Genomic DNA, 24112 nt, shown 5'->3' with positions numbered 1-24112 from the left:
GTCAAGCGTTAAAACCGAAGTTTCTTTGCCGCTTGCGACCCGGCGGGTTGCGCCGTGTCAGTGGATGCGCATTATAGGCAGCCGCGTTTTTTGCGCAAGGGCTTTTTTTAAAGAAAACATCCAACCGGTTAGTTAATAAACCAATCGCTGTCATTTACACCAATTTGGGGGCTTTTTGCGCGAACTCCACCAATGAGGGATAGACGACCTCGGCCATGGCTTCGCCCTCGGCGGTGATCGCCTTGCCGGTGCGTACCAGTATCTTGTGACCCAAGCCCGCCGCCTCGGCAGCCTTCAGGTCCGACACCTTGTCGCCGACCATATAGGAAGCGCCCAAGTCGATGTTCAGCTCCCTGGCCGCTTCCAACAGCATACCCGGCGCCGGCTTGCGGCAATCACACACTTTGGTCTCGGCGCCTTCTCCTTCGGTAGGGTGATGCGGGCAGAAGTAGATACCGTCCAGATCCACGTCCCTGTCCGCCAGGGACCAGTCCATCCATTCGGTCAGGCGCATGAAATCGTCTTCGGTGAAGAGGCCCCGGGCGATGCCCGACTGGTTGGTCACCACCACCAGCAGATAGCCCTTCTGCTTGAGCAGCCTGAGCGCATCGATAACGCCATCGATAAAGATGAAATCGTCGGAATGGGAGACATAGCCGGTGTCCTTGTTGATGACGCCGTCCCGGTCGAGAAAAATTGCCGCTTTAGCCACTGGGGGTTCCTGTATTCAAGATGCCGTTACTGCCTGCATAGTATCACAGCCTTGCCCCTTGTCAGGCAGGCGTTGTCCGGCGGCGATCTCCCGATAAAAATGGCAGGCCACCTGATGAGCCTTCCCTTCCAGCATCGGCACTTCCCGGGCGCAACGTTCGCCGGCGTAAGGGCAGCGGGTGCGAAAATGGCAGCCGGACGGCGGACTGGCCGGCGACGGTAACTCGCCGCTCAGCATCAGCGGCGCCTTGCGCTTGCGGGGATCCGGCTCGGGAATGGCCGCCAGCAACGCCCGGGTGTAGGGATGCAAAGGCGTACGGTACAGGGTTTCCGACTCCGCCAGTTCGACAATGCGCCCCAGGTACATCACCGCTATCTTGTCCGAGAGATGCTTCACCACCGACAGATCATGGGCGATGAACAGCATGGCCAGACCATGCTCCTGCTGCAGCGACAGCAATAGGTTGAGGATTTGCGACTGTACCGACACATCCAGGGCGGACACCGCCTCGTCGCACACCAGCAGCCGGGGTTTGAGCGCCATGGCCCGGGCGATGCCGATGCGCTGGCGCTGGCCGCCGGAAAATTCGTGGGGATAGCGCTCCAGCGCCGACGCCGGCAACCCCACCCGTTCCAGTAGCTCCGCCGCCCATTGCCGCCGCTCCCGCGCCGAACCCAGGCCGTGGATGACGAAGGGCTCCTGCAGTATGGTGGCTATGGTGTGGCGGGCGTTGAGGGATTCCTGGGGATCCTGGAATACCAGTTGCATCTGCCGTCGCAGGGGACGCATCTGCCTCTTCGTATAGCCGGTGATCTCTTCCCCATCGAACAGGATCCGGCCCGCAGTGGGGTCGTGCAGTTTCAGCACGGCCCGAGCCAGGGTCGATTTACCGCAACCGGACTCGCCCACCAGCCCCAGGGTCTTGCCCGCTTCCAGCTCGAAGCTGACCCCATCGACCGCATAGAGAGTCTTGCCCCGACGCAGCAGGCCACCGCCCAGGGTAAAATGCTGTTTCAACTCTTCCACTTTCAGCAACACGCTCATCAGCCCCACTCCCGCCAGTGATGGCACCAGACACTGTGCCCCACCACCGCCAGTTCCGCATCCGGCTGCCGCCGACAGCGCTCGGTGGCATGGGGGCAACGGTTGGCGAAACGGCAGCCGGCGACCTGCTCTTCGATGGAAGGCACCTGACCCTTGATGGTCGGCAGGAGCGTCTTGCTGCTCCGGTCCAGCCGGGGGATCGCGGACAACAGGCCCTGGGTATAGGGATGCAGGGGACGCTCGAAGATATCGAACACCCCGGCCTGCTCGGCGCTGCGGCCGGCATACATCACCAGCACCTGGTCGCATACCTGGGCGACCACCCCCAGGTCATGGGTGATAAAGATCACCGCCATACCGGTCTTTTGCTGCAGCTCCCGGATCAGGTGCAGGATCTGCGCCTGTATGGTCACATCCAGGGCCGTACTGGGCTCGTCGCAGATCAACAGGTCAGGCTCGCAGGCCAGGGCCATGGCGATCATCACCCGCTGGCGCATGCCGCCGGACAACTGGTGGGGGTAGGATCCGAGCCGGGCCTCGGGCTCGGGTATGCCCACCCGGCGCAGCATCTCCGCCGCCAGGGCCCTGCGCTCCCGCTTGCCGAGTTCGGGCCGGTGCAGCTCGTAGACCTCCATCAACTGGCGGCCGACGCTGTGCACCGGATTGAGCGCCGTCATCGGCTCCTGGAAGATCATGGCTATTTTGTTGCCGCGGATGCGGTAGCGCTGCTCGGGCGACAGCGCCAGCAGATCCTGCCCCTGGAACAGGGCCCGCCCGCCAACCACCCGGCCGGCCGGTCTGGGCAGCAGCCCCAGCAGGCTCAGCGCGGTTACGCTCTTGCCGCAGCCGGACTCCCCCACCAGCCCCAGGGTCTGGCCCGCAAACACCGAGAAACTCACGTCGTCCACCACCCGGAAGCTGCCGGCTTCGGTGGTGAAGCTCACCGCCAGATTGTCGACCTTGAGCAGGGGCGCCATCAGGGTTTCCGCCGCCAGGTTTCCACCACCTCCAGCACCGGCTCGTAGGTTTTACCGCCGGCCTTGAGCTCGGCCTTCAGTTCCTGATCGATCCAGAACAGGCCGCCGGTGCTGTGGGGAGCGCCTTCCATGGGCCAGAACAGGGAAGGCGACTGGGCCGTGCCCTTGGCCTCGGGCAGCTTCACATAGCGCCAGTAGGCTTCCCGGGTATAGGGCACCTGGTAGCCAGGAATGAAGATGGCCAGATCGTGGACCCGCTGCTGGATCCGGCGGGAAATGGCCGCCTTGGCGTCCAGATCCATGGTGATCCGGTATTCCTCTATCAGAATGTCCAGCTGCTCATCACTGATATTGAACAGGTTATTGGTCTGGGGCTTGTCGGCGTTGGCCGAATGGAAGAACTCCCAGTACTGGGGATAGAGGCCGCCGCCGCCCCAGCCCAGCCAGGCCGCCTCATGGTTTTTCTCCAGCATGGCCTTGAAGCCGGTAGCACCGTCCACCAGGTTGAGCTGTAGGTCCAGCCCCGCCTTGCGCGCCTCCTCCCGTAGTATCGCCAGTCGGGCGGTGTGCTCCTGGGTGGTGTAGGTCACCGCCAGGCTGAGGCGATCATTGGCGGCGTTCATCAGTATGCCACCGGGCCCCTGGCGATCGTAGCCGGCTTCGGCGAACAGGGCCCGTGCCCGCTCGATGTCGAATTCCCGGGCCTTGATATCGGTGTCGGTGAAGTCGCCATAGCCGGTACCGAAACTGTGCATGCGCTCGTAATCGCCGCGCAGTATGGTATCCAGCATGCGCTGCATGTTGATGGCATGGGCGATGCCTTCCCGTACCCGGACGTCCCGCAGCCGCGGATGGGCGGTGTTGAGGTGCAGCCCCTGGGGTCCCTGCTGGATATCGTTGTAGAACCAGATGCGGTTGATCAGCCCGTTGCGATACTCGGGGGTGTCGGTCTTGTCGTGCCACCACTCGGGCAGGATCAGGCCGAAGGTGTCCACGTCGCCCCGCAGGAAGTGGCGGTAGGCGATGTTCAGATCCCGCACCACGGTCAGGCGGATCTCGTCCACGTTGAAACGGTGCCGGTAGTAGCGCAGACCGTTGCCCCACCAGTCGTCCCGCCGTTTGAAGGTGATGGCGCGGCCCCGCCGCACGTCGCTTACTACGTAGGCGCCGGTCACCGGCACCACTTCCCAGTTGTAGCGGCGCACCCAGTCCTCGCTCAGCTCATAGAAATGCCTGGGCTGGGGGGTGAGGCCGACGGTATTGAGCAGCTCGCGCCGGCTCTTGGGACTGCCGGCGGTCACCGAGAGGGTATGGTCGTCGTACTTGGTGATGTCGACTATCTCTTCCGTGTAGTAGTTGTTGTACCAGGGCGCACGGATCACCTCGGAGCGCATGAATTCCAGGGCGAACAGGAAGTCGTCGGCGGTAACCGGCACCCCGTCGGACCAGCGGGCTGCGGGGTTGAGCCGGAAGTACATGGTCCTGTCGTCGTCGCCGAAGGCCCAGTGGGTGGCCAGGGCCGGAATGGGGTTCTCGGTTTCCGGGTGCAGGCCGTAGAGCCCGAGCTGATTTTCCAGGATAAAAGAACGGAAGGCGGTGTTGGAGTCCGGCCCCACGGTGCGGAAGGTGAGCGGGAAGCTCAGCATCATCATGTTGAACTCGCCGCCCCGCCTGGCCTCGGGCGAGGCGAAGATGGGATCCGTGTCGTTGGTCTCCCACTCCAGATCGGCGGGCAGTTCGGCGGCCGAAAGGCCGAAGGCCAGCCAGCAGAGGGTCAGTATCGAAGTCAGTTTTTTCATCACGTTCCCTGCCTATTCATAACGGGAAAAATGTTTGGGGTCGAAGGCTTCACGAATCGCCTCACCGATAAAGGACACGGTAATCAATACCAGGGACACCGCCGTCACCACCGAGGCCACAATCCAGGGCGCATCCAGGTTGTTGACCCCCTGACGCAGCAACTCCCCCCAACTGGGGGTGGGCGGCGCCAGGCCGAAGCCGAGATAGTCGAGCGCCGTCAGCAAGGAAATATTGGCCACCACGGTAAAAGGCGCCAGGGTGACCACCATCACCAGGGTGTTGGGCAGGATATGGTGCCCGATGATACGCCACAGGCCGGCCCCCTGGGCCCTGGCCGCCAAGATATAATCCCGCACCTTCTCCTTGTAGGTGAGGGTGCGCATGTACCAGGTGATGCCCATCCAGCCGAACAGCACATTGATGCCTACAAACAGCATAAAATTGGGGTGGGTCAGGGACACCAGTATCATGATCACGTAGAGAAAGGGCACCTGGGACCAGATCTCGATAAAACGCTGGAAGAAAAGGTCGAACTTGCCGCCCACAAACCCCATCAGGCAGCCCAGCATCACACCTATGGCATAGCTGGCGGTGAGGGCGATAAAGGCGAAGCCCACGGCGGTGCGAAAGCCGTACACCAGCCGCGCCAGTATGTCCCTTCCCGAGCTGTCGGTGCCGAGGAAGTGCCGGCTCTCCAGGCTGGGGGCATTGGGCGGGAAACTGCCGGCGCTGTAGTCCTGCTCATAGGGACTCCAGGGCACCGGCGGCAGCAACACCCAGTTGCCGGGCTGCTCCGCCAGCACTTGTTTCAGTTCCCGGTAATCGGTCTCGTACCGGTAACCGAGTCCGAAGGCATCGCCGGGGATCACGGCGCCGTAGGTGGGAAAATAGAGCCGGCCTTCATACTTGACCAGCAGCGCCCTGTTACTGGCCCACAGTTCGGCACAGAGCGCCAGCAGTACCATCAGCATGAACAGGCAGAAGGCGTAATAACCGCGGCGAATGCTGCGAAAACGCCGCAGTTTCTTGCGAGTCAGCTCGGAGAAGAGTCTAGCCATCGAAACGCACCCTGGGGTCCACCAGCGCCACACAGATATCCGACAGTATATTGCCCACCAGCATCAACAGCGAGGTGATGGCCAGTATGCCCATCACCACCGGATAGTCCCGCTCCACCACCGCCTCGTAGCCGAGCAGGCCCAGGCCGTCGATGTTGAAAATCACCTCGATAAGGAAGGAGCCGGCGAAGAACACCGAAATCACGTTGCCGAAATGGCTGGCGATGGGGATCAGGCTGTTGCGCAGGGCGTGGCCGGTCACCGCCTTGCGAAAGGGCATCCCCTTGGCCACGGCGGTGCGCACATAGTCGGCGGACAGGTTTTCCATCAGGCTGTTCTTCATGGTCATGGTCAGCACCGCGAAGTCGCCGATGGCATAGGCAATGAGCGGCAGCAGGGCATGGTGGAACAGGTTGAGCGCCTTGGGCCAGAAACCGTCCAGATAGTAAAAATCATCCCCCACAAAACCGCCCATGGGAAACCAGCCGAGCTGGAAGGCGAACACGGTAAGCAGGAAGATGCCCACCACATAGGCCGGCAAGGCATAGCCGGCGTAGATCAGCATGGAACTGATGCTGTCGAATCGGCTATTGTGTTTCAGCGCCTTGAGGATGCCGAGCGGAATGGAAACCAGGTAACTGAGCAGGAAGGTACTGATACCGAAGAAGGCGGAGACCGGCAATCGTTCCTTGATCAACTCCCACACCGGCAGGTAGTAGCGGGTCGACTCCCCCAGATCCAGCCGTACCAGCTTGTTGAGCCAGTCCCAGTAAGCGGTCATCATCGGTTGGTCCAGGCCGTAAAAGGCCTTGAGCTCATCGATCTGCTCGGACGACAGCACCTGGCTGCCCCTGGTGCTCTGGCTGAATTCGCTGCCCGCCAGCTGGCTTTCCATCAACATCCGTTCCACCGGGCCGCCCGGCACGAAGCGGGTAATGGCAAACACCACCAGGGTGATGCCCAGAAAGGTGGGGATCAGCAACAGTAGCCGACGCAGAAAATACTGGCCCATAATCTCCCTTATCATTCGTTCCCTGAACAGGATACCACCGGGGCTCGACGATACCCTATCCCATTCGCAGCTTGTTTAGCAAGACGGATGCCACTCCGCGCAAGGTCGGTGGCGGAGGGGAAATTTACATTGACTTGGACGTCCAGACGGCCTAGCATCCACTGCCATTAGTGATGCTTGCATGACTTGTCTCTACACTCATCTGTTATCACAGTGGATAACCATACCGGAAGGGCTCATCCTCCGATGATCAAACTAATCAATGTCAGTAAACGCTACGGCGAGGGTGAAGGTGCCGTACACGCCGTCAGTAAGGTGAACCTGGAGGTGGCGGCCGGCCAGATCATGGGAGTCATCGGCGAATCCGGTGCCGGCAAGAGCACCCTGATCCGCTGCGTCAACATGCTGGAACGCCCTACCGAAGGCAGCGTCATCGTGGCCGGTCAGGATCTGACCCGGCTCGGCAACGGCGATCTGCCCAAGGCCCGGCGCAATATCGGCATGATCTTCCAGCACTTCAACCTGCTCTCTTCCCGCACCGTATTCGCCAACGTGGCCCTGCCCCTGGAGCTGGCGGGCATGGACAAGGCCGCCATCAAACAGCGGGTGAATGAACTGCTGGAGCTGGTGGGCCTGTCCCACCGGGCCAAAGCCTATCCGAGCGAGCTGTCCGGCGGCCAGAAGCAACGGGTGGCCATCGCCCGCGCCCTGGCCCCTCAGCCCAAGGTGTTGCTGTGCGACGAGGCCACCTCGGCCCTGGATCCCCAGACCACCCAGTCCATCCTGACCTTGCTGAAGGACATCAACAAGAAACTGGGCCTGACCATACTGCTGATCACCCATGAGATGCAGGTGGTCAAGAACATCTGCGATCGGGTCGCCATCATCAATGACGGCGAACTGGTCGAGCAGGGCGAAGTGGCCTGGTTCTTCGCCAACGCCAAAACCGAGCTGGCCCGCCGCTTTATCGCCTCCACCATCCATCTGGAGATACCGGAGGAATACCGGCGCCGGCTATCGGCCGAGCCGGTGGCAAACGCCTTGCCGCTGGTGCGGCTGGGCTTCACCGGCGAGACCGTGGACACCCCGCTGATCTCCATCCTCAGCCGGGAGCTGGGCGTGGACGTGACCATCCTCAGCGCCGACATCGAATACGCGGGCGGGGTCAAGTTCGGCTTTATGCTGGCCGAGCTGGAAGGCCGGCCGGAACAGACCCGGGCCGCCCTCGCCTATCTTCAGGATCACAAAATTCAGGTGGAGTTACTCGGTTATGTCCGACGCCATGATTAATCTGCTGCTCTCGGCCCTGTGGGAAACCCTGATCATGACCTTCGGCTCCGGCGCCATCGCCTGTGTCCTGGGCATTCCCCTGGGCATCGCCCTGCATGTGAGCAAGCCGGGGCAAATCTGGGAGAACAAGGCCTTCAACAAGGTGCTGGGCACCGTGGTCAACATCGGCCGCTCGGTTCCCTTTATCATACTGCTGGTGGCCATCATCCCCTTTACCCGCTTCGTGGTCGGCACCAGCATCGGCACCGTGGCGGCGGTGGTACCGCTGACCGTGGCGGCCATTCCCTTCGTGGCCCGGCTGATGGAAGGGGCACTGATGGAAATCCCCGCCGGTCTGGTGGAAGCGGCCCAGGCCATGGGGGCCCGACGGCTGCAGATCATCTACAAGGTGTTGCTGCCCGAAGCCCTGCCCGGCATGCTCAACGGTATCATCATCACCCTGGTGACCCTGGTGAACTATTCGGCCATGGCCGGCGCCATCGGCGGCGGCGGCCTGGGGGATGTAGGAATTCGTTACGGTTATCAGCGCTTCGATCCCCAGATCATGCTGATCACCGTGGTGATGCTGGTGGTACTGGTACAAATTATTCAAAGCGCCGGCGAACGCCTGGTCGCCTATGTGGATCATCGTTGATTTATAAAGGAGTTATCTCATGAAGTTAGGTTTCAAATCGTTCGCTACCCTCGGTGTGCTCGCCTCGGCCCTGGCCCTGGCCGGCTGTGGTGAGCAGGCCCAGGACGCCGAAGCTCCCGCCAAGCCCCTGCGCCTGGGCGTGATTGCCGGTGCCGAAGAGCAGGTGGCGGAAGTGGCGGTCAAGGTCGCCAAGGAGCAGTACGGCCTGGAGGTGGAGCTGGTGTCCTTCAGCGACTACGTCACCCCCAACGTGGCCCTGAACGACGGCAGCCTGGATATCAACGCCTTCCAGCACAAGCCTTACCTGGACAAGCAAATCGCCGATCGCGGCTACAAACTGGTGCCGGTGGCCAATACCTTCGTCTACCCCATCGCCGGCTACTCCAAGTCCATTCAATCCCTGGATGAGCTGGCCGACGGCGCCAAGGTAGCCGTGCCCAACGATCCCACCAACCTGGGCCGCAGCCTGCTGCTGCTGGAACAACAGGGCCTGATCGAGGTCGACGATGCGGTCGGCCTGGAAGCCACCCCCCTCAACATCACCGCCAACCCGAAAAACCTGCAAATCATCGAGCTGGAAGCCCCCCAGTTGCCCCGCTCCCTGGATGATGTGGCCTTCGCGGTGATCAACACCACCTATGCCTCCCAGATCGATCTGCTGCCGACCCGCGACGGCCTGTTCGTGGAAGACAAGGACTCCCCCTACGTCAACCTGATCGTGGCCCGGGAAAACAACCAGAACGACGAGCGGGTCCAGACCTTCGTCCAGGCCTACCAGAGTGAAGAAGTCTACCAGGCTGCCCAGGAGCTGTTTAAAGGCGGCGTGGTCAAGGGCTGGTAACCACGGTTCATCATCCGGCCAAGGTCACGGCGAGCCGTGGCCTTTTTTATTTCTACTGTCATAATAACTGTTTAAACCATGAGCCAGGGTGTTCTATGCATAAGTGGTATCTGGCCCATTGCCGGCCCCGGGAAGAGAGCAGGGCCTTGCAGAACCTGAATAACCAGGACATCGAGGCCTTCTATCCCTTCGTGGAAGCCCAGAAAATCGTCCGGGGGAAGCAGGTCAGTCGTACCGAGGCCCTGTTTCCCGGCTATATCTTTGTCCGCGTCGATCTGGAGCTCACCAGCTCCACCACCATCAGCTCCACTCGCGGTATCCGCAATCTGGTGCGCTTCGGCACCCTGCCCTGTGTAGTGCCCTCGGAGCTGGTCTATGAGTTGATGTGCCGCTCGGACAGCGACGAATTGCGGGAGAAACTTAGCGATATCCCCAAATGCGGCGATCGGGTACAGATCAGCGAAGGCCCCTTTACCGGCCTGGAAGCCATTTACCAGGAAGCCGACGGCGATGCCCGCGCCATACTGCTGCTGACCCTGCTACAAAAGGAAACCAAGGCGAGCATCGCCAACACCGATTATACCCGGCTGTAACCGGCGCAGAGCGGCTTATCGATGTTCCAGCACCATGACCTTATGGTGCTGCAGCGGATGGTAACTATCATAGCGCGGCCGGTTATCCGGGCTTTGCCACCATTGACCGGGCGACGCCAGCAGTGGCAGCTCTATGCCCAACCTCACCCTGGATTCAAACTCATCCCTACTGTTGCTCAGCAGGGAAGTCTGCAGGCGGAAGATGCGCCAGGGTACGTAGTTGATCGACCATTGGCGGGAGGCCGCCGCCTTATACTTGTCACCACTGCCAAACAGGCTGAGCTGCCGCCCCTGCCACTGGTAGTGTTGGCTGGATATGCTGAGCCCGGGCAACAAACCGAGTCGCCCCTCGCCAAACCACATCTGTCCCGAGGCCGGCCGTTCCAGGCCTCCCGCCCCCGGCTTCCAGTCGGACATCGCCTGGTACTGGCCTGCCCCCAGGATCCAGTCCGGATGACTCAAGAACAACAACAGGCCGCCACGGTGATGCGCTTGCTGCGGCTGATAGTCAAAAACAGGCTCCACATGAATGCTTGCATACTGATTCAATCGCTGCCGGTAGTGCCCCCCCAACTGATAGGTAAGACGTTCTTCCCGATAATCCAGGCCCAGTTCGCCGTGTAGCTGCGACGCCACCGGCAAGGCCATTCGGCTGCTCAGGCGAGGAGCCTTGTTAAAAAGCGGCAGTTGATAGTCCCACTCCCAGTCTTCGGGATTCAGCCAGGGTAAAGTGCTGAGCTGCCGAGTACCGAATAACAGGGTGTCGTCGGTAAAGCTGGTGGTCTGCTGCTCGACGAACTGATCCAGCTGATCGGTCGCGGCGGCCTTGGCGGCAGATGCAATCGCCAGCAAGAGCTGCTCGGTTTTAGGAGCCGCATCGGGATCGGGAGGCCCCAACTGGGGCAGTAGGGAGGCGGTGGCTGCCTGTGGCATCCTCTCCGGCGATGCGGCTGCCGTCGGTGCGACAGCATCGGCAGGCAACGGAGGGCGATCCGGCACCCAAATCCAGTCACCGGCAGCCAGGGGCGCCATAACGCGCTCGGGGTTAAACTCCCATCGCAGCCGCTGCTCGCTCAGTTGAAAGCGCCCGGCCAACGAGCTCCAGCTCTCGCCGAGATCAACCTGATACATCACCATCACGGGACCGGACGCTTGCAGCAAGGCACTGAATAACAGTGAGCACAGCAGTGTGATATAACGCATGTCCAGACTTCCTCGGACAACCCCATTATATGCCAAGTCCGCCATCAGCCGGGGCGACGCCGGCCCCTCCGCGTGACGACAACCCGGGCCCCTGCGTCATTTACCCTATGGTCGGATCAGCCCTGAAAACCGCACAACAGGCGATACTCTTCCAAGACATAAGTGTCGGTCATGCCACTGACGAAATCCAGCAGCAGCCGGACCCGGAAATACCATTCCCGCTCTTGTTCACTCTCGAAATAGCCGGCGCTCCGGCTGTCGCGCCGATAGGCGGCAAGATGGCGGGGCGGCAAACGGTGATAGAGCCTGCGCAGTACCAGGCCATTGGCGTCCTGCCGCTGTTCCAGGCTGGTGAACTCCGCCGCCGGCAGCGCCAGCAGGGGCGCGAAGGCCTCCAGCACGCCCTTCAGGGCGGCAAAACCGGACAGCTCCAGTGCTTCTACCTCACGCCGCTTGAACACCCGCCGGTGGGCGAAGTCTTTCAGCCACTGCAACGCCTGGGCCGGCGCCTGCTCGACCGCCAGCAAGGGAGAGGCATGCACCCCATCGAGAATGGCCTGGTGATGCAACAGATACTGCTCGCTGACCAAGGCCAGCAGATCCTGGTTGATGCCCTGGCGGAAACGGCTGAAGAAGCCCGGCTCTTCGACCTTGGCCTGCTGCCAGCGGGACTTGAGGTAATCGTTGGCCTCACTCAAGAGTGCTTGCTCCAGCTCCGCCAGGCTGAGCACCCCCCGGTCTACCGCATCTTCCAGATCGGCGACCCCATAGGCCATATCGTCGGCCGCCTCCATCAGGTAGGTCAGCGGGTAACGCCCCCGGACGGTGCTCGGGAAACGGGCACGGATCTGCTGCACCAGGGAACGTTCACTGAAAAAATGCCCCGGCTTTTGCTGCCACAACCCTGCGGTCCTGCGCTGATAGGCACCGCGCACATACTTCTGCAGGGCGGCCAGCTGGCTCAGGGTCAGGTTCAGCCCCTGCAGGCTGTGCAACAGCCGCAGGCTCTGAGCGTTACCCTCGAACTGGCGCAGATCCGCCATCAGCATGGGCCACTGGCGCGAGCCTTGGCCCACCGCCTGGCGGAACAGCGCCGGCAAGCGGGATTCGAGCCAGTCGATGATGACCACTTCGCCGAAATGGCCGAACGGCGGATTGCCCACGTCATGCAGCAGGCAGGCCATTTCCACCAGGCTGATAAAGGCTTCCTTGTCCACCTCCTGCGCGACCCCGGGCAGCACCTTCAATGCCAACTGCCGACCGGTTTCCTTGACCTCCAGAGAATGGGTCAGGCGGCTGCGCACCGAGGCCTTGACATCGAGGGGAAACACCTGGGTCTTTTGCTGCAACCGGCGCACCGGCGAACATTGCACTATACGGCTGCGATCCGCCTCTATCGCCTGCAAGGCGGTTTCCTGCTCCGCCCCCGGCTCCAGCCGTTCCCCGAGTATCAGTTCCCGATAAAGGCTCATGCTCTGCTCTCCAGCCAGTGCCGCAGCGTCGCCAGATCGGCAGGCAACCGGCGATTCAGCTCGGCGGCCCAGGCTTCCACCTGCTCCCACCAATCGGGCAGCTCGGGGCTCTGGATCCGTTGGGCCAGCAGCTGAATCCGTTTCAGTCCCACCGAGCCCGCCGCCCCCTTGATCTTGTGCGCTTCGTCGACGATGCCTTCCTGCTGTTTTTGCGCCATAAACTGATTCAACCGCGCCAGGTAACCGTCCGCCATCTGCTCCAGCAGATCGACGCTGGAAAGCAGCGCCAGGGCGCCGACCGTCGCCACATAATCGTCCAGAAATATCCGATCCAGCACGCCATCATCCACCGGTTCGTGGTGCTGCGGTACCGGTGCCGCCGGCTGGGGCCGATGGGCAAAAAAACGGGCCAGTACTCCCTTGATGGCCTTGGAGGACAATGGCTTGCTGATGGCGTCATCCATGCCTCTGGCCAGGTACTGCTGCTTGTCGCTGATCACATTGGCCGTCAACGCCACCAGCGGCGGCAGGGCCCGGTTCCTTTCCCGAGCGTCTTCCCGCAGGCGGGCGGCGATATCGAAGCCGGTCATGTCCGGCAACTGGATATCGAGGAAGATCAGGTCAAAGGCGCGCCCGGACAGCAGGGTGAAGGCCTCTGCCCCATCCCGGGCCACCGTCACCCCGTGGCCCAGCTTTTCCAGCAGGGCACGAGCCACGGTGATATTGAGCTCCACGTCCTCCACCAGCAACACCGAAAGAGAGGGTAACTGGGACAGCGCGGGATCCTCCACCGGCGCCTGGGCGGTGGGTACCGTGATGGTGACGCTGAAACAGGAGCCCTCCCCCGGCTCGCTGTCCAGCTCTATGGTGCCGTGCATGGCGTCCACCAGCTGTTGGGACACCGCCAGGCCGATGCCGGTGCCGGTGGCGTGTTTCTTCCCTTCAATCTGGAAATAGAGCGCGAAGATCTTCTGCTGCAGCTCCGCCGGAATGCCGATACCGGTGTCTTCGATGTCGAAACGCAGGGTCACCTGTCCCGGCGTCAGTTCGTCGGCCATGCAGCGGATGGTGACACCACCGTCGTCGGTGAACTTGACCGCGTTGCCCACCAGGTTCCACAGCACCTGGCGCAGCCGGGTGCCGTCCGCCAATATCCATTCCGGCATGTCGCCGTCCCGATCGAAATGCAGGTAGAGCCCTTTCTGCTCCGCCTGCAGCCGGGCCAGGATCTCCAGATCGTCGAGGAAACCGGGGAAGTCCATCGGTTCCGGCGCCAGCTCCAGCCGACTGCGATCCAGCTTGTCCAGATCGATGATGTCATTGAAGATATTGCCCAGGGTGACGGCGCTGAAATGAATGGTCTTGAGATGTTGGCGCTGCTCGGGGCTGAGCTCGGTGGCCAGCAGGATCCGGCTCAAGCCCACGATGCCGTTGAGCGGGGTGCGCAGTTCATGGCTGATGGTGGAGATAAAGGTGGTCTTGTCGCGGCTGGCCTTTTCCAGCTCTTCCTGATAACGCTTGCGCTCGGTGATGTCCCGACCAAAACCGAGCAGCCCCAGGCGCTTGCCGTTACGCTCAAAGAACGGCACCTTGCGCAGTTCGAAGCAGGCTCGGCGGCCGTCCGGGTATTGCAGCCACTGCTCGTAGGTCTGGCTCTCGTTGCGGGCGAACACTTCCTTGTCGGTCTCCACCACCTTTTCCGCCACGTCTTCCGGATACACATCATGGGGAGTCAAGCCGATCAGTTCCTTCTCCTGCCGGCCAAGCAGGCTTTCCATGGCCCTGTTGCAGCCGGAAAACTCCTCCAGTTCGTTGCGGTAATACACCAGATCCGGCGAGGTATCGATAAAGGAGCGCAGCAGGGCGGAACGTTCCTGGGACTCCATCTGCGCCTTTTCCCGCTGGTAAACCTCTGCTTCCAGATCTTCGATGGCCTGCTGGCGGGCCGCTTCCGCCTTGTGGGTTTCCTCTATCTGGCGATTGAGCAGCTGTATTTTTTCCTGCAGTTCATTGTTGAGCTCAAGATCCCGTTCCCGCATCTGTTGCAAGCGTTGCACCAGGCGACTGAGCCGCTGGCGGGAATCTTCCAGCTGATCCACCACCACCGACAGGAAGTACACCGCCCAAGGTGTCACCAGCAGGCCGAAGAAGATGGAACGCACCATATCAATGGATTCAACCGAGCCACGCAGGAACAGGGTCACCCCCACCTGGATAAAAATCGCCAATAAGATGATACAGGCCGCCAGCAACATGCTGAAACGCACTATGCCCAGCTTGGTCATCAAATCAACGTAGTATTGGGCCCAGGTTTTTATGGGTTTCATCAAGGTTTCCCTTCAACAACGGCAGAAAAGCAGGATACCGGCTAACAGGCGGGCTGTCATGTCGATGATAGGGCGGCCCGTACTCGGTTGTATCCAAAGAAATACGGCCGCTGTCGGCCAACAGGTAACTTTATGTCAAACTTGCCGTCATAGATAAAAAATGGTTAAAAATGGAGAATTTATGCATCAAAAATGAATTTATAAGCATATGATGCAAAAGGATTTTCTTCCCCCCGGCCCCAGCCCCCGTCGGCGAGAGGACCGGGAAAATTGCGAGCCAGCTCAAAGCTTGGGAGAAAAGTGTAGTAAAAAAACAACAAAAAACATTGAAATTTATATTATCCTGCAACACTTAGACAACCAAGATAAAGTATCGACAAAAAAGATATACGTGAGATTTATAACCAAACATCATGGTTTTTCATTGAAATATCCTACTTCACCCCACCCTAAACAGCCACTTACAGCTTCATTTCTTTAATTGACCTCACAAAAAATTCCCTATAGTTTGGTAAATTAGCCACCAATGGCAACGGACGCTTCAGAGCATGTCGTGCTGACAAAAGTAGTCGCTCGGCCCCACGGCTTGAGCAATGGAGGAATGCAATGTCTCTTTATGACCCCACGCTTGAGAAGGATAACTGTGGTTTCGGCCTGATCGCCCACACAGAAGGCGAAGCCAGCCATAAGCTTGTCCGACTCGCGATTTCGGCGTTGGATCGCATGCAACATCGTGGCGGTATCGCCGCCGACGGCAAAACCGGTGACGGTTGCGGCCTGTTGATGCAAAAACCCGATAGTTTCTTCCGCGCCGTCGCGGAAGATAAAGGATGGAACCTGGGCCGCAAGTACGCGGTCGGCATGCTGTTCCTCAACCCGGATCCGGTACTGGCCGAACAGACTCGGCAGATCGTCAACGAAGAGCTGGAGCGGGAAACCCTGAGCCTGGTCGGCTGGCGCGAAGTGCCGGTCAATACCAATGTGCTGGGCGATATCGCCAAGGCCTCCCTGCCCCGTATCGAGCAGGTGTTCGTCAATGCCCCCACCGGCTGGGTGGCCAAGGATCTGGAACGTCGTCTCTATATAGTACGCCGCCGTATCGAAAAGCGGGTCAATGACGAATTCTTTTATGTGGTCAGCCTGTCCAACCTGGTGATGACCTACAAGGGCCTGTGCATGCCCGCCGATCTGCCCCGATTCTATCTGGATCTGGCGGATATCCGGCTGCAATCGGCCATCTGTGTTTTCCACCAGCGCTTTTCGACCAACACCCAGCCGCGCTGGCCCCTGGCGCAGCCGTTCCGCTTCCTGGCCCATAACGGCGAAATCAACACCATAGGTGGTAACCGCCAGTGGGCCCAGGCCCGCGCTTACAAGTTCGCCTCGCCGCTGCTGCCCGATTTGAAAGACGCCGCCCCCTTTGTCAATACCCAGGGCTCCGACTCCTCCAGCCTGGACAACATGCTGGAACTCTTCCTGGCCGGCGGTATGGACCTGTTCCGCGCCATGCGCATGCTGATCCCGCCCGCCTGGCAGAAAAACCCGTCGATGGACGAGGACCTGCGCGCCTTTTACGACTTCAACTCCATGCACATGGAGCCCTGGGACGGCCCTGCCGGCATCGTCATGTCCGACGGCCGCTTCGCCGCCTGTGCCCTGGATCGCAACGGCCTGCGTCCGGCCCGTTTCGTGCGCACCAAGGACGGTTTCATCACCCTGGCTTCCGAAATTGGCATCTGGGACTACACCCCGGACGAGGTGCTCGAAAAAGGCCGGGTCGGTCCCGGCGAGCTGTTCGTGGTCGATACCTATACCTCCAAGATCTGGACCAGTTTCGAGATCGACGACGACCTCAAGAGCCGCCACCCCTACAAGGAGTGGATGACCAAACACAAGCGCCGCCTGACCCGCTTCGAGGATTTGCCCGACGAGAAGGCCGGCCAGTGCGAGCTGGACCCGACCTCCCTGCGCACCTACCAGAAGCTGTTCGGCTACTCCATGGAGGAGCTGGACCAGGTGATCCGGGTGATGGGCGAGAACGGCCAGGAAGCGGTCGGCTCCATGGGTGACGATGCCCCCATGGCGGTGCTGTCCAGTCGGGCCCGCTCGGTCTATGACTACTTCCGCCAGATGTTCGCCCAGGTGACCAACCCGCCCATAGATCCGTTGCGGGAAAACCACGTCATGTCCCTGGCCACCCTGATCGGCCGCGAGCAGAACGTGTTCAACGAGACCCACGGCCACGCCCACCGGGTGCAGTTCGAGTCTCCAATTTTGCTCTATTCCGACTTCCACCAGTTGCTGGAGCTGGAGCAGAGCCACCACAAGCACCATATCCTGGATCTGAACTTCACGCCGGCAGAAGGGCTGCAAGCCGCCATCGAACGCCTGTGCGCCGAGGCCAAGGCGGCAGTACAGGAGGGCACAGTGCTGCTGGTGCTGACCGACCGCCACATCGCCAAGGACAAGCTGCCGATCCCGGCCGCCATGGCGGTGGGCGCGGTGCAGCGTACCCTGGTCGATAACAACCTGCGCTGCGACTCCAACATCATAGTGGAAACCGCCAGCACCCGGGATCCGCACCAGTTCGCGGTATTGCTCGGCTTCGGCGCCACCGCCATCTACCCCTACCTGGCCTATGAAACCCTGGGCCGCATGGTGGAAGACGGCGTGCTCAAGATGCCCCTGCGCGACGCCGTGCTCAACTTCCGCAACAGCATCAACAAGGGGCTGTACAAGGTGATGTCCAAGATGGGCATCAGCACCGTCGCCTCCTACCGCTGCTCCCAGCTGTTCGAGGCCATCGGCCTGCACCAGGACGTGGTCGAACTCTGCTTCAAGGGTGTGTCCAGCCGGGTACAGGGCGCCAGCTTCGAGGACTTCCAGCAGGATCTGTTCAACCTGAGCCGGGTGGCCTGGCTCGCCCGCAAGCCGCTCAACCAGGGTGGCCTGCTCAAGTATGTGCACGACGGCGAGTACCACAGCTACAACCCGGACGTGGTCAACAGCCTGCAGCAGGCAGTTCGCTCCGGCAGTTATGACGACTACAAGACCTATGCCAAGCTGGTCAACGAACGGCCCGTGGCCATGTTGCGCGACCTCTTCACCCTGAAGGCGACCGGTCAGAACATCGGCCTGGACCAGGTAGAGCCGGCTTCAGCCCTGTTCCCGCGCTTCGACAGCGCCGCCATGTCCATCGGCGCCCTGGGCCCCGAGGCCCACGAGGCCCTGGCCATCGCCATGAACCGCCTGGGCGGCCAGAGCAACTCCGGTGAAGGTGGTGAAGACCCGCGTCGCTTCAACAGCTTGAAGAATTCCAAGATCAAGCAGGTAGCTTCCGGCCGCTTCGGGGTCACCCCCCATTACCTGATGAATGCCGAGGTCATCCAGATCAAGGTGGCCCAGGGCGCCAAGCCCGGCGAGGGCGGCCAACTGCCCGGCCACAAGGTCACCGCAGAGATCGCCAAGCTGCGTTATGCGGTACCGGGCGTCACCCTGATCTCGCCGCCGCCGCACCACGACATCTACTCCATCGAGGATCTGGCCCAGTTGATCTTCGACATCAAGCAGATCAACCCGAGCTGCCTGGTATCGGTCAAGCTGGTGTCCGAGCCCGGCGTGGGCACCATCGCCACCGGCGTAGCCAAGGCCTATGCCGACCTGATCACCATCTCCGGTTACGACGGCGGCACCGGTGCCAGCCCGCTGACCTCGGTCAAGTACGCCGGCTCGCCCTGGGAGCTGGGCCTGGCCGAAACCCAGCAGGCGCTGGTGGCCAACGGCCTGCGCCACAAGGTGCGGCTGCAGGTGGACGGCGGTCTCAAGACCGGTCTGGACATCATCAAGGCCGCCATCCTGGGGGCCGAGAGCTTCGGCTTCGGTACCGGCCCCATGGTCGCCCTGGGCTGCAAGTACCTGCGTATCTGCCACCTGAACAACTGCGCCACCGGCGTGGCGACGCAGGATGAGAAGCTGCGCAAGGACCACTTCCTCGGCCTGCCCGAAATGGTGGAGAATTACTTCAGGTTCATCGCCGAGGAAACCCGCGAGCTGATGGCCGACCTGGGCGTGGCCAAGCTGACCGATCTTATCGGCCGTACCGATCTGCTGGAGGCCCTGCCGGGCGTGACCGCCAAGCAGCAGAAGCTGGATCTGTCCGGCATCCTGGCCAAACCCGAGCCCAAGCCGGGCCTGGCGGTGTTCTGTCAGGAGTCGAATCCCGGCTTCGACAAGGGGCAGCTCAACCTTAAGATAACCGAAGACGCCCTCGACGCGGTGGAAACCAGCAGCGGCGGCGACTTCTACTACAGTATCCGCAACACCGATCGTTCGGTGGGTGCCCGCCTGTCCGGCGAAATCGCCAAGCGTCACGGCAACCAGGGCATGGCCGCAGACCCGGTACGCATTCATCTGGACGGCACCGCCGGCCAGAGTTTCGGGGTGTGGAACGCCGGCGGACTGGACATGATCCTGACCGGCGACGCCAACGACTATGTGGGCAAGGGTATGACCGGGGGCAAGCTGGTGATCAAGTCCCATGTGGGCGTGGCCTTCGCTTCCCATCAAGCCACCCTGGTGGGTAACACCTGTCTGTACGGCGCCACCGGCGGCCACCTCTACGTGGCCGGCCGTGCCGGCGAGCGTTTCGCGGTGCGCAATTCCGGCGCCATCGCTGTGGTGGAAGGCCTGGGCGACAACGGTTGTGAATACATGACCAGCGGCATCGTTACCGTACTGGGCCGCACCGGCGTCAACTTCGCCGCCGGTATGACCGGAGGCTTTGCCTATGTGCTGGATGAGGACGACGACTTCCGTCTCAAGACCAACCACGAGCTGGTCGAGTTACTGGAACTGGACGAGCTGGTGATCCATCAGGAACACCTGCGCGGCATCATCACGCAGCATCTGCAGGAAACCGGTAGTGACCGGGCGCAGGAAATACTGGCCAACTTCAACCAGTTCCTGCCCAAGTTCAAGCTGGTCAAACCGAAATCCAGCGATGTGAAATCCCTTTTGGGCCACCAGAGCCGCTCTGCCGCAGAGCTGCGGGTCCATGCGCAGTAAAGGAAGATTGTGATGAGCCAGAACGTATTTCAGTTTATTGACGTGCAACGTGTCGATCCGCCCAAGAAGCCGATCGGCACCCGTAAAATCGAGTTCGTGGAGATCTACGAACCCTTTTCCGACAGCCAGGCCCAGATGCAGGCCGATCGCTGCCTGGATTGCGGCAACCCCTACTGCGAGTGGAAGTGTCCGGTGCACAACTACATCCCCAATTGGCTGAAGCTGGCCAACGAGGGACGTATCTTCGAGGCGGCGGATCTGTGTCACCAGACCAACAGCCTGCCCGAGGTGTGCGGCCGGGTCTGCCCCCAGGACCGGCTGTGCGAGGGCTCCTGTACCCTCAACGACCAGTTCGGTGCCGTGACCATAGGTAATATCGAAAAATACATTACCGACAAGGCATTCGAGATGGGCTGGCGCCCGGACATGTCCAAGGTGGTCAAGACCGACCGCAAGGTCGCCATCATAGGTGCCGGCCCCGCCGGCCTGGCCTGTGCCGACATCCTGGTGCGCAACGGCGTCACCCCGGTGGTGTTCGACCGCTACCCGGAAATCGGCGGCCTGCTGACCTTCGGTATTCCCTCCTTCAAGCTGGAGAAGTCGGTGATGAGCCGGCGGCGGGAAATCTTCACCGAGATGGGGGTGGAATTCCGCCTGGAAACCGAAGTCGGCAAGGACATCGGCTTCCAGACCCTGCTCGACGACTATGACGCCGTCTTCCTGGCCGTGGGCACCTACAAGTACATGCGAGCCGGCCTGGCCAACGAAGACGCCAGCGGCGTGTACGATGCCCTGCCCTTCCTGATTTCCAACGCCAACCGGGTGCTGGGCTTCGAGAAAGCAGCGGACGACTATATCGACATGAGCGGCAAGCGCGTGGTGGTGCTGGGCGGTGGCGATACCGCCATGGACTGCGTACGCACCTCCATCCGCCAGGGCGCCGGGCACGTGGTCTGCGCCTATCGCCGGGACGAGGCCAACATGCCCGGTTCCCGCCGCGAAGTGCAGAACGCCCGGGAGGAAGGAGTGAACTTCATGTTCAACCTGCAGCCCACCGGCATCCAGGTGAACGACCACGGCCGGGTCACCGGAGTGGAAGTGATCACCACCCAGCTGGGCGAGCCCGATGCCAACGGCCGTCGCAGCCCCGAGCCGGTGCCCGGCTCCGAGCAGGTGCTGGCCGCCGATGCGGTGCTCATGGCGTTCGGCTTCCAGCCTCACGATCAGCCCTGGCTGAAAGAGTATGGTATAGACGTCGACCGCAGTGGCCGCATCCTGGCCCCCGAGCAGAGCGACTTCGCCTTCCAGACCAGCCATCCCAAGATCTTCGCCGGTGGTGACGCCGTGCGCGGCTCCGATCTGGTGGTGACCGCCATCGCCGAAGGCCGCAAGGCCGCCGAAGGCATCATGGACTATATCGGGCTCTGATCCCCGTAAGCTCCACGTTCTCCAAGGCCGCTCATTGAGCGGCCTTGTGGTTTATGTCGGCCATGCCGGCGTCGCTGCCCCAACCTCCCCTGATGGTATCCGCCGATCGGCCTTTTAACCGGATAGTGGTACACTCCCGTCCATCTTTTTCGTTGCGGGAGCATCCCTTATGACTATCGGCATTATCGGCGCCATGGAGCAGGAAGTGGCCGAACTCAGATCCCGGCTGGAACAGGCCAAGACCACAGCCGTGGCCGGTTGCGAGTTTTACCAGGGCACCCTGGCCGGCAAGGAAGTGGTGATCACCCGCTCCGGCATCGGCAAGGTGGCCGCCAGCATCGCCACCACCCTGCTGCTCGAACGCTTCGCGCCCAGTTGCGTGCTCAATACCGGCTCCGCCGGCGGTTTCGATCCGGCACTGCACGTGGGGGATCTGGTGGTCTCCAGCGAAGTACGCTTCCACGACGTGGACGTGACCGCCTTCGGCTATGAGATGGGGCAGATGGCTCAGCAGCCGGCGGCCTTTGCCGCCGATCCCGCCCTGATCGCCCTGGCCCGGGAATGCCTGGCCGAGCAGAGCGACATCGCCTCGGCGGTGGGCCTGATCTGCACCGGCGATCAGTTTATGCACCGCCCGGAGCAGTTGCAAAAGGCCATGACCGACTTCCCGGCGATGAAGGCCTGTGAGATGGAAGCCGGGGCCATCGCCCAGGTCTGTCATCAGTTCAGGGTCCCCTTCGTGGTGGTTCGTGCCCTCTCCGATATCGCCGGCAAGGAGCAGGCCGAGTCCTTCGAGGCCTTCCTGGAGGTGGCGGCCCGCCATTCCTCGGCCATGGTGCTGAGCATGGTGGAACGGATGCCAGGCTGAATACGGTGTCCGCATTCCCCCTGCTGGCCCATCCGCTCACCCTGCTGAGCCTGGCGGTCATACTGAATCTGTTGCTGCCGGCAAAACAGCTTCAGCCTGCCCTTGGCAAGGGACTGGCATTGCTCGGCGCCCGGCTCAACGGTGAACACTATTCTGCCCGTTATCTGCAGGCGGCAGGTGGTGCCTTCCTGCTTTGCCTGCTGTTCCCCTTGCTGTCGGCCTATTGGGCGCTGGCCGTACTGGCTCCCTGGCCGTCCCTGCTCGAACCCCTGCTGCTGTGGTGTTGCCTGGACATGGGCCGACTTGGCCGGGCGCTGCCCCAATGCCTGGGCCAGGTGGCGGAGCAACGACCCTTGGCGCGGCTGAGTCTGGCCCCGCTCTGTCTGCGGCAGACGGATCCCCTGTCTCCGCTGGGCCTGCACAAGACGGTGGCGGAAGTGGCCCTGCTGCGTCTGGCCGGGGATTTTGCCCTGCTGTGCTGGTACCTGGCCGGCGGCATCTATGCCGCCCTGCTGTTCGCCCTGCTGCGGAGCTGCACCCAGGCCTGGCCGGTGAAACTGAGCCAATGGCGCGCCTTCGGCCTGCTCCCCTCGCTTTCGTACCGGGCCATGGCCTGGCTGCCGTTCCAGTTGCTGACGCTGACCCTGCTGATCTACCCGGGGTCAAAACGGGCCCTCCAGGCCTGGCCCCGGGGCCGGCTCTGGGGCTATCCGGCCTCAGGCCGGCTGCTGGCGGTGGCCGCCGCCGGGGTGGACGTCGGCCTGGGCGGACCTCGTCGCTACACCGATGCCACCGATTACTATCCCAAGCTCGGCAGCAAGAATTATCTGAACGAGGCCAGTACCCGGGCCCTGCTGTGGCGCCTGGTGATCGCCCTGCTGTTCTGGCTGTCCCTGGCCTGGATGCTCGTACTGGTGCCGGTGCTTCATGGTTAGGTGCTCGTCATCACTGCTGTTGATGCTGACGCTGCTCGGCACTGCCGGTGCCGGCGAGCTTCATGCTGACGAAGCTCGAGCAGAGCCGGCCCGCCGCATCGTCAGCCTGAGCCCCCATATCACCGAGATGCTGTTCGCCATCGGCGCAGGCCCGCAGGTCATCGCCGTCGACGAGGCCAGTGATTATCCGGTGGCGGTCACCCCTCTGCCCAAGGTCGCCAACTACAGGTCCCTCAACCTGGAACAGATACTGGCGCTGCAGCCGGATCTGATCGTGGCCTGGCGCAGCGCCCAGCACTTGCAGGTGCAGCCGCTGATCCACCTCGGTATACCGGTGGCCTATTCCGAGCCGCTGAGGCTGCGGGATCTGGCCGACGAACTGGAATACCTGGGTGAGCTGAGCGGGCATCGGCAGCAGGCACGGGCCCAGGCCCGGCATTACCTGCAGCAGCTGGAGGCGCTGGAGCGGCACTACCGGGACGCCCGCCCGGTGTCGGTGTTCTACCAACTCGGATCGACCCCGCTGATGTCGGCCAACGAGGGCACCTGGGTGGGACAGGCTATCCGCCTCTGCGGTGGCACCAACATCATGGCCGCCAGCACGGCACCCTACCCGCAACTGAATGCCGAGCTGGTGCTGGCCAGGGATCCCGAGGTGATACTCGCCTCGAGCGATGAAGAGCTGGCCCTCTGGCGCCGGTGGCCCTCGCTGCAGGCGGTGCAAAAGGCCCGGCTGCTGACGGTGGACGCGGATCTGCTGCACCGCTTCACCCCACGCACCCCCGAGGGGATCCGCCAGCTGTGCCGGCAACTGGAGCTGGCCCGGGCAGAATGAGGGTGATTGTGTTCGACGG

At 61.9% G+C, this 24112-nt stretch carries 18 protein-coding genes; 9 read left to right on the top strand and 9 right to left on the bottom strand.

Features of this window, described 5'->3' with window-relative positions:
- Positions 1 to 154 precede the first annotated feature (154 nt).
- From gmhB to JKV55_RS17005, 6 genes are read right to left on the bottom strand one after another with little or no spacing between them, the layout of a single operon-like run.
- Positions 155 to 712 (bottom strand): D-glycero-beta-D-manno-heptose 1,7-bisphosphate 7-phosphatase, encoded by a 558-nt coding sequence (gmhB, locus tag JKV55_RS17030; RefSeq protein WP_202088063.1) that lies wholly within the window; start codon positions 710 to 712, stop codon positions 155 to 157.
- Between the two features lie 15 nt (positions 713 to 727).
- A complete protein-coding gene (locus JKV55_RS17025) occupies positions 728 to 1756 on the bottom strand; it encodes an ABC transporter ATP-binding protein (RefSeq protein WP_202088062.1) in 1029 nt (342 codons plus the stop codon).
- Entirely contained in the window at positions 1756 to 2733 is a 978-nt protein-coding gene (locus JKV55_RS17020) for an ABC transporter ATP-binding protein (RefSeq protein WP_202088061.1), read from the bottom strand. The genes JKV55_RS17025 and JKV55_RS17020 overlap by 1 nt, the downstream gene beginning before the upstream one ends.
- Positions 2733 to 4532 (bottom strand): extracellular solute-binding protein, encoded by a 1800-nt coding sequence (locus JKV55_RS17015; RefSeq protein WP_202088060.1) that lies wholly within the window; start codon positions 4530 to 4532, stop codon positions 2733 to 2735. The genes JKV55_RS17020 and JKV55_RS17015 overlap by 1 nt, the downstream gene beginning before the upstream one ends.
- 12 nt (positions 4533 to 4544) lie before the next feature.
- Complete coding sequence (locus tag JKV55_RS17010; RefSeq protein WP_202088059.1) at positions 4545 to 5591, bottom strand: ABC transporter permease; 1047 nt, start codon at positions 5589 to 5591, stop codon at positions 4545 to 4547.
- A complete protein-coding gene (locus JKV55_RS17005; RefSeq protein WP_202088071.1) occupies positions 5584 to 6603 on the bottom strand; it encodes an ABC transporter permease subunit in 1020 nt (339 codons plus the stop codon). Before JKV55_RS17005 ends, JKV55_RS17010 begins: the two co-directional genes overlap by 8 nt.
- A 246-nt stretch (positions 6604 to 6849) precedes the next feature.
- Here JKV55_RS17005 and metN point away from each other — a divergent pair, with 246 nt between their 5' ends.
- The 4 genes from metN to rfaH all read left to right on the top strand — a co-directional run bounded on the left by metN (position 6850) and on the right by rfaH (position 9961).
- Positions 6850 to 7893: a methionine ABC transporter ATP-binding protein MetN gene (gene metN / locus JKV55_RS17000; RefSeq protein WP_202088058.1), complete on the top strand. Its 1044-nt coding sequence runs from the start codon at positions 6850 to 6852 to the stop codon at positions 7891 to 7893.
- Complete coding sequence (locus JKV55_RS16995) at positions 7874 to 8527, top strand: methionine ABC transporter permease (RefSeq protein WP_202088057.1); 654 nt, start codon at positions 7874 to 7876, stop codon at positions 8525 to 8527. The genes metN and JKV55_RS16995 overlap by 20 nt, the downstream gene beginning before the upstream one ends.
- 19 nt (positions 8528 to 8546) lie before the next feature.
- Positions 8547 to 9368, top strand: coding sequence for a MetQ/NlpA family lipoprotein (locus JKV55_RS16990; protein ID WP_202088056.1), 822 nt, complete (start codon positions 8547 to 8549; stop codon positions 9366 to 9368).
- 95 nt (positions 9369 to 9463) lie between these two features.
- A complete protein-coding gene (gene rfaH, locus JKV55_RS16985) occupies positions 9464 to 9961 on the top strand; it encodes a transcription/translation regulatory transformer protein RfaH (protein ID WP_202088055.1) in 498 nt (165 codons plus the stop codon).
- Between the two features lie 15 nt (positions 9962 to 9976).
- Here the strand turns inward: rfaH and JKV55_RS16980 are convergent, their stop codons facing one another.
- The 3 genes from JKV55_RS16980 to arcB all read right to left on the bottom strand — a co-directional run bounded on the left by JKV55_RS16980 (position 9977) and on the right by arcB (position 14963).
- A complete protein-coding gene (locus JKV55_RS16980; RefSeq protein WP_202088054.1) occupies positions 9977 to 11164 on the bottom strand; it encodes an inverse autotransporter beta domain-containing protein in 1188 nt (395 codons plus the stop codon).
- Between the two features lie 116 nt (positions 11165 to 11280).
- Positions 11281 to 12636 carry a dGTPase gene (dgt, locus tag JKV55_RS16975; protein ID WP_202088053.1) on the bottom strand — a complete coding sequence of 452 codons (1356 nt, stop codon included), beginning with the start codon at positions 12634 to 12636 and terminating at the stop codon, positions 11281 to 11283.
- Positions 12633 to 14963 (bottom strand): aerobic respiration two-component sensor histidine kinase ArcB, encoded by a 2331-nt coding sequence (gene arcB, locus JKV55_RS16970; RefSeq protein ID WP_202088052.1) that lies wholly within the window; start codon positions 14961 to 14963, stop codon positions 12633 to 12635. Before arcB ends, dgt begins: the two co-directional genes overlap by 4 nt.
- Positions 14964 to 15569: 606 nt before the next feature.
- On the opposite strand from arcB, the gene gltB reads away from it, so the two are divergent.
- The 5 genes from gltB (at position 15570) to JKV55_RS16945 (ending at position 24093) form a co-directional block, all read left to right on the top strand.
- Positions 15570 to 20027 carry a glutamate synthase large subunit gene (gene gltB, locus JKV55_RS16965; RefSeq protein WP_202088051.1) on the top strand — a complete coding sequence of 1486 codons (4458 nt, stop codon included), beginning with the start codon at positions 15570 to 15572 and terminating at the stop codon, positions 20025 to 20027.
- A 12-nt stretch (positions 20028 to 20039) separates the two neighbouring features.
- Complete coding sequence (locus JKV55_RS16960) at positions 20040 to 21455, top strand: FAD-dependent oxidoreductase (RefSeq protein WP_202088050.1); 1416 nt, start codon at positions 20040 to 20042, stop codon at positions 21453 to 21455.
- Between the two features lie 169 nt (positions 21456 to 21624).
- Positions 21625 to 22323, top strand: a complete 699-nt coding sequence (gene mtnN / locus JKV55_RS16955) for a 5'-methylthioadenosine/S-adenosylhomocysteine nucleosidase (RefSeq protein WP_202088049.1) — start codon at positions 21625 to 21627, stop codon at positions 22321 to 22323.
- Between the two features lie 5 nt (positions 22324 to 22328).
- A complete protein-coding gene (locus JKV55_RS16950) occupies positions 22329 to 23258 on the top strand; it encodes a cobalamin biosynthesis protein (protein ID WP_202088048.1) in 930 nt (309 codons plus the stop codon).
- A complete protein-coding gene (locus JKV55_RS16945) occupies positions 23251 to 24093 on the top strand; it encodes a cobalamin-binding protein (protein ID WP_237332957.1) in 843 nt (280 codons plus the stop codon). Before JKV55_RS16950 ends, JKV55_RS16945 begins: the two co-directional genes overlap by 8 nt.
- Positions 24094 to 24112: the final 19 nt, after the last annotated feature.

The organism is Zobellella iuensis, assembly GCF_016746085.1.
Taxonomy (GTDB): Bacteria; Pseudomonadota; Gammaproteobacteria; order Enterobacterales; family Aeromonadaceae; genus Oceanimonas; species Oceanimonas iuensis.
Note: the sequence above shows the minus strand (reverse complement) of the source record. Positions and strands in the feature narration are given on the sequence as shown.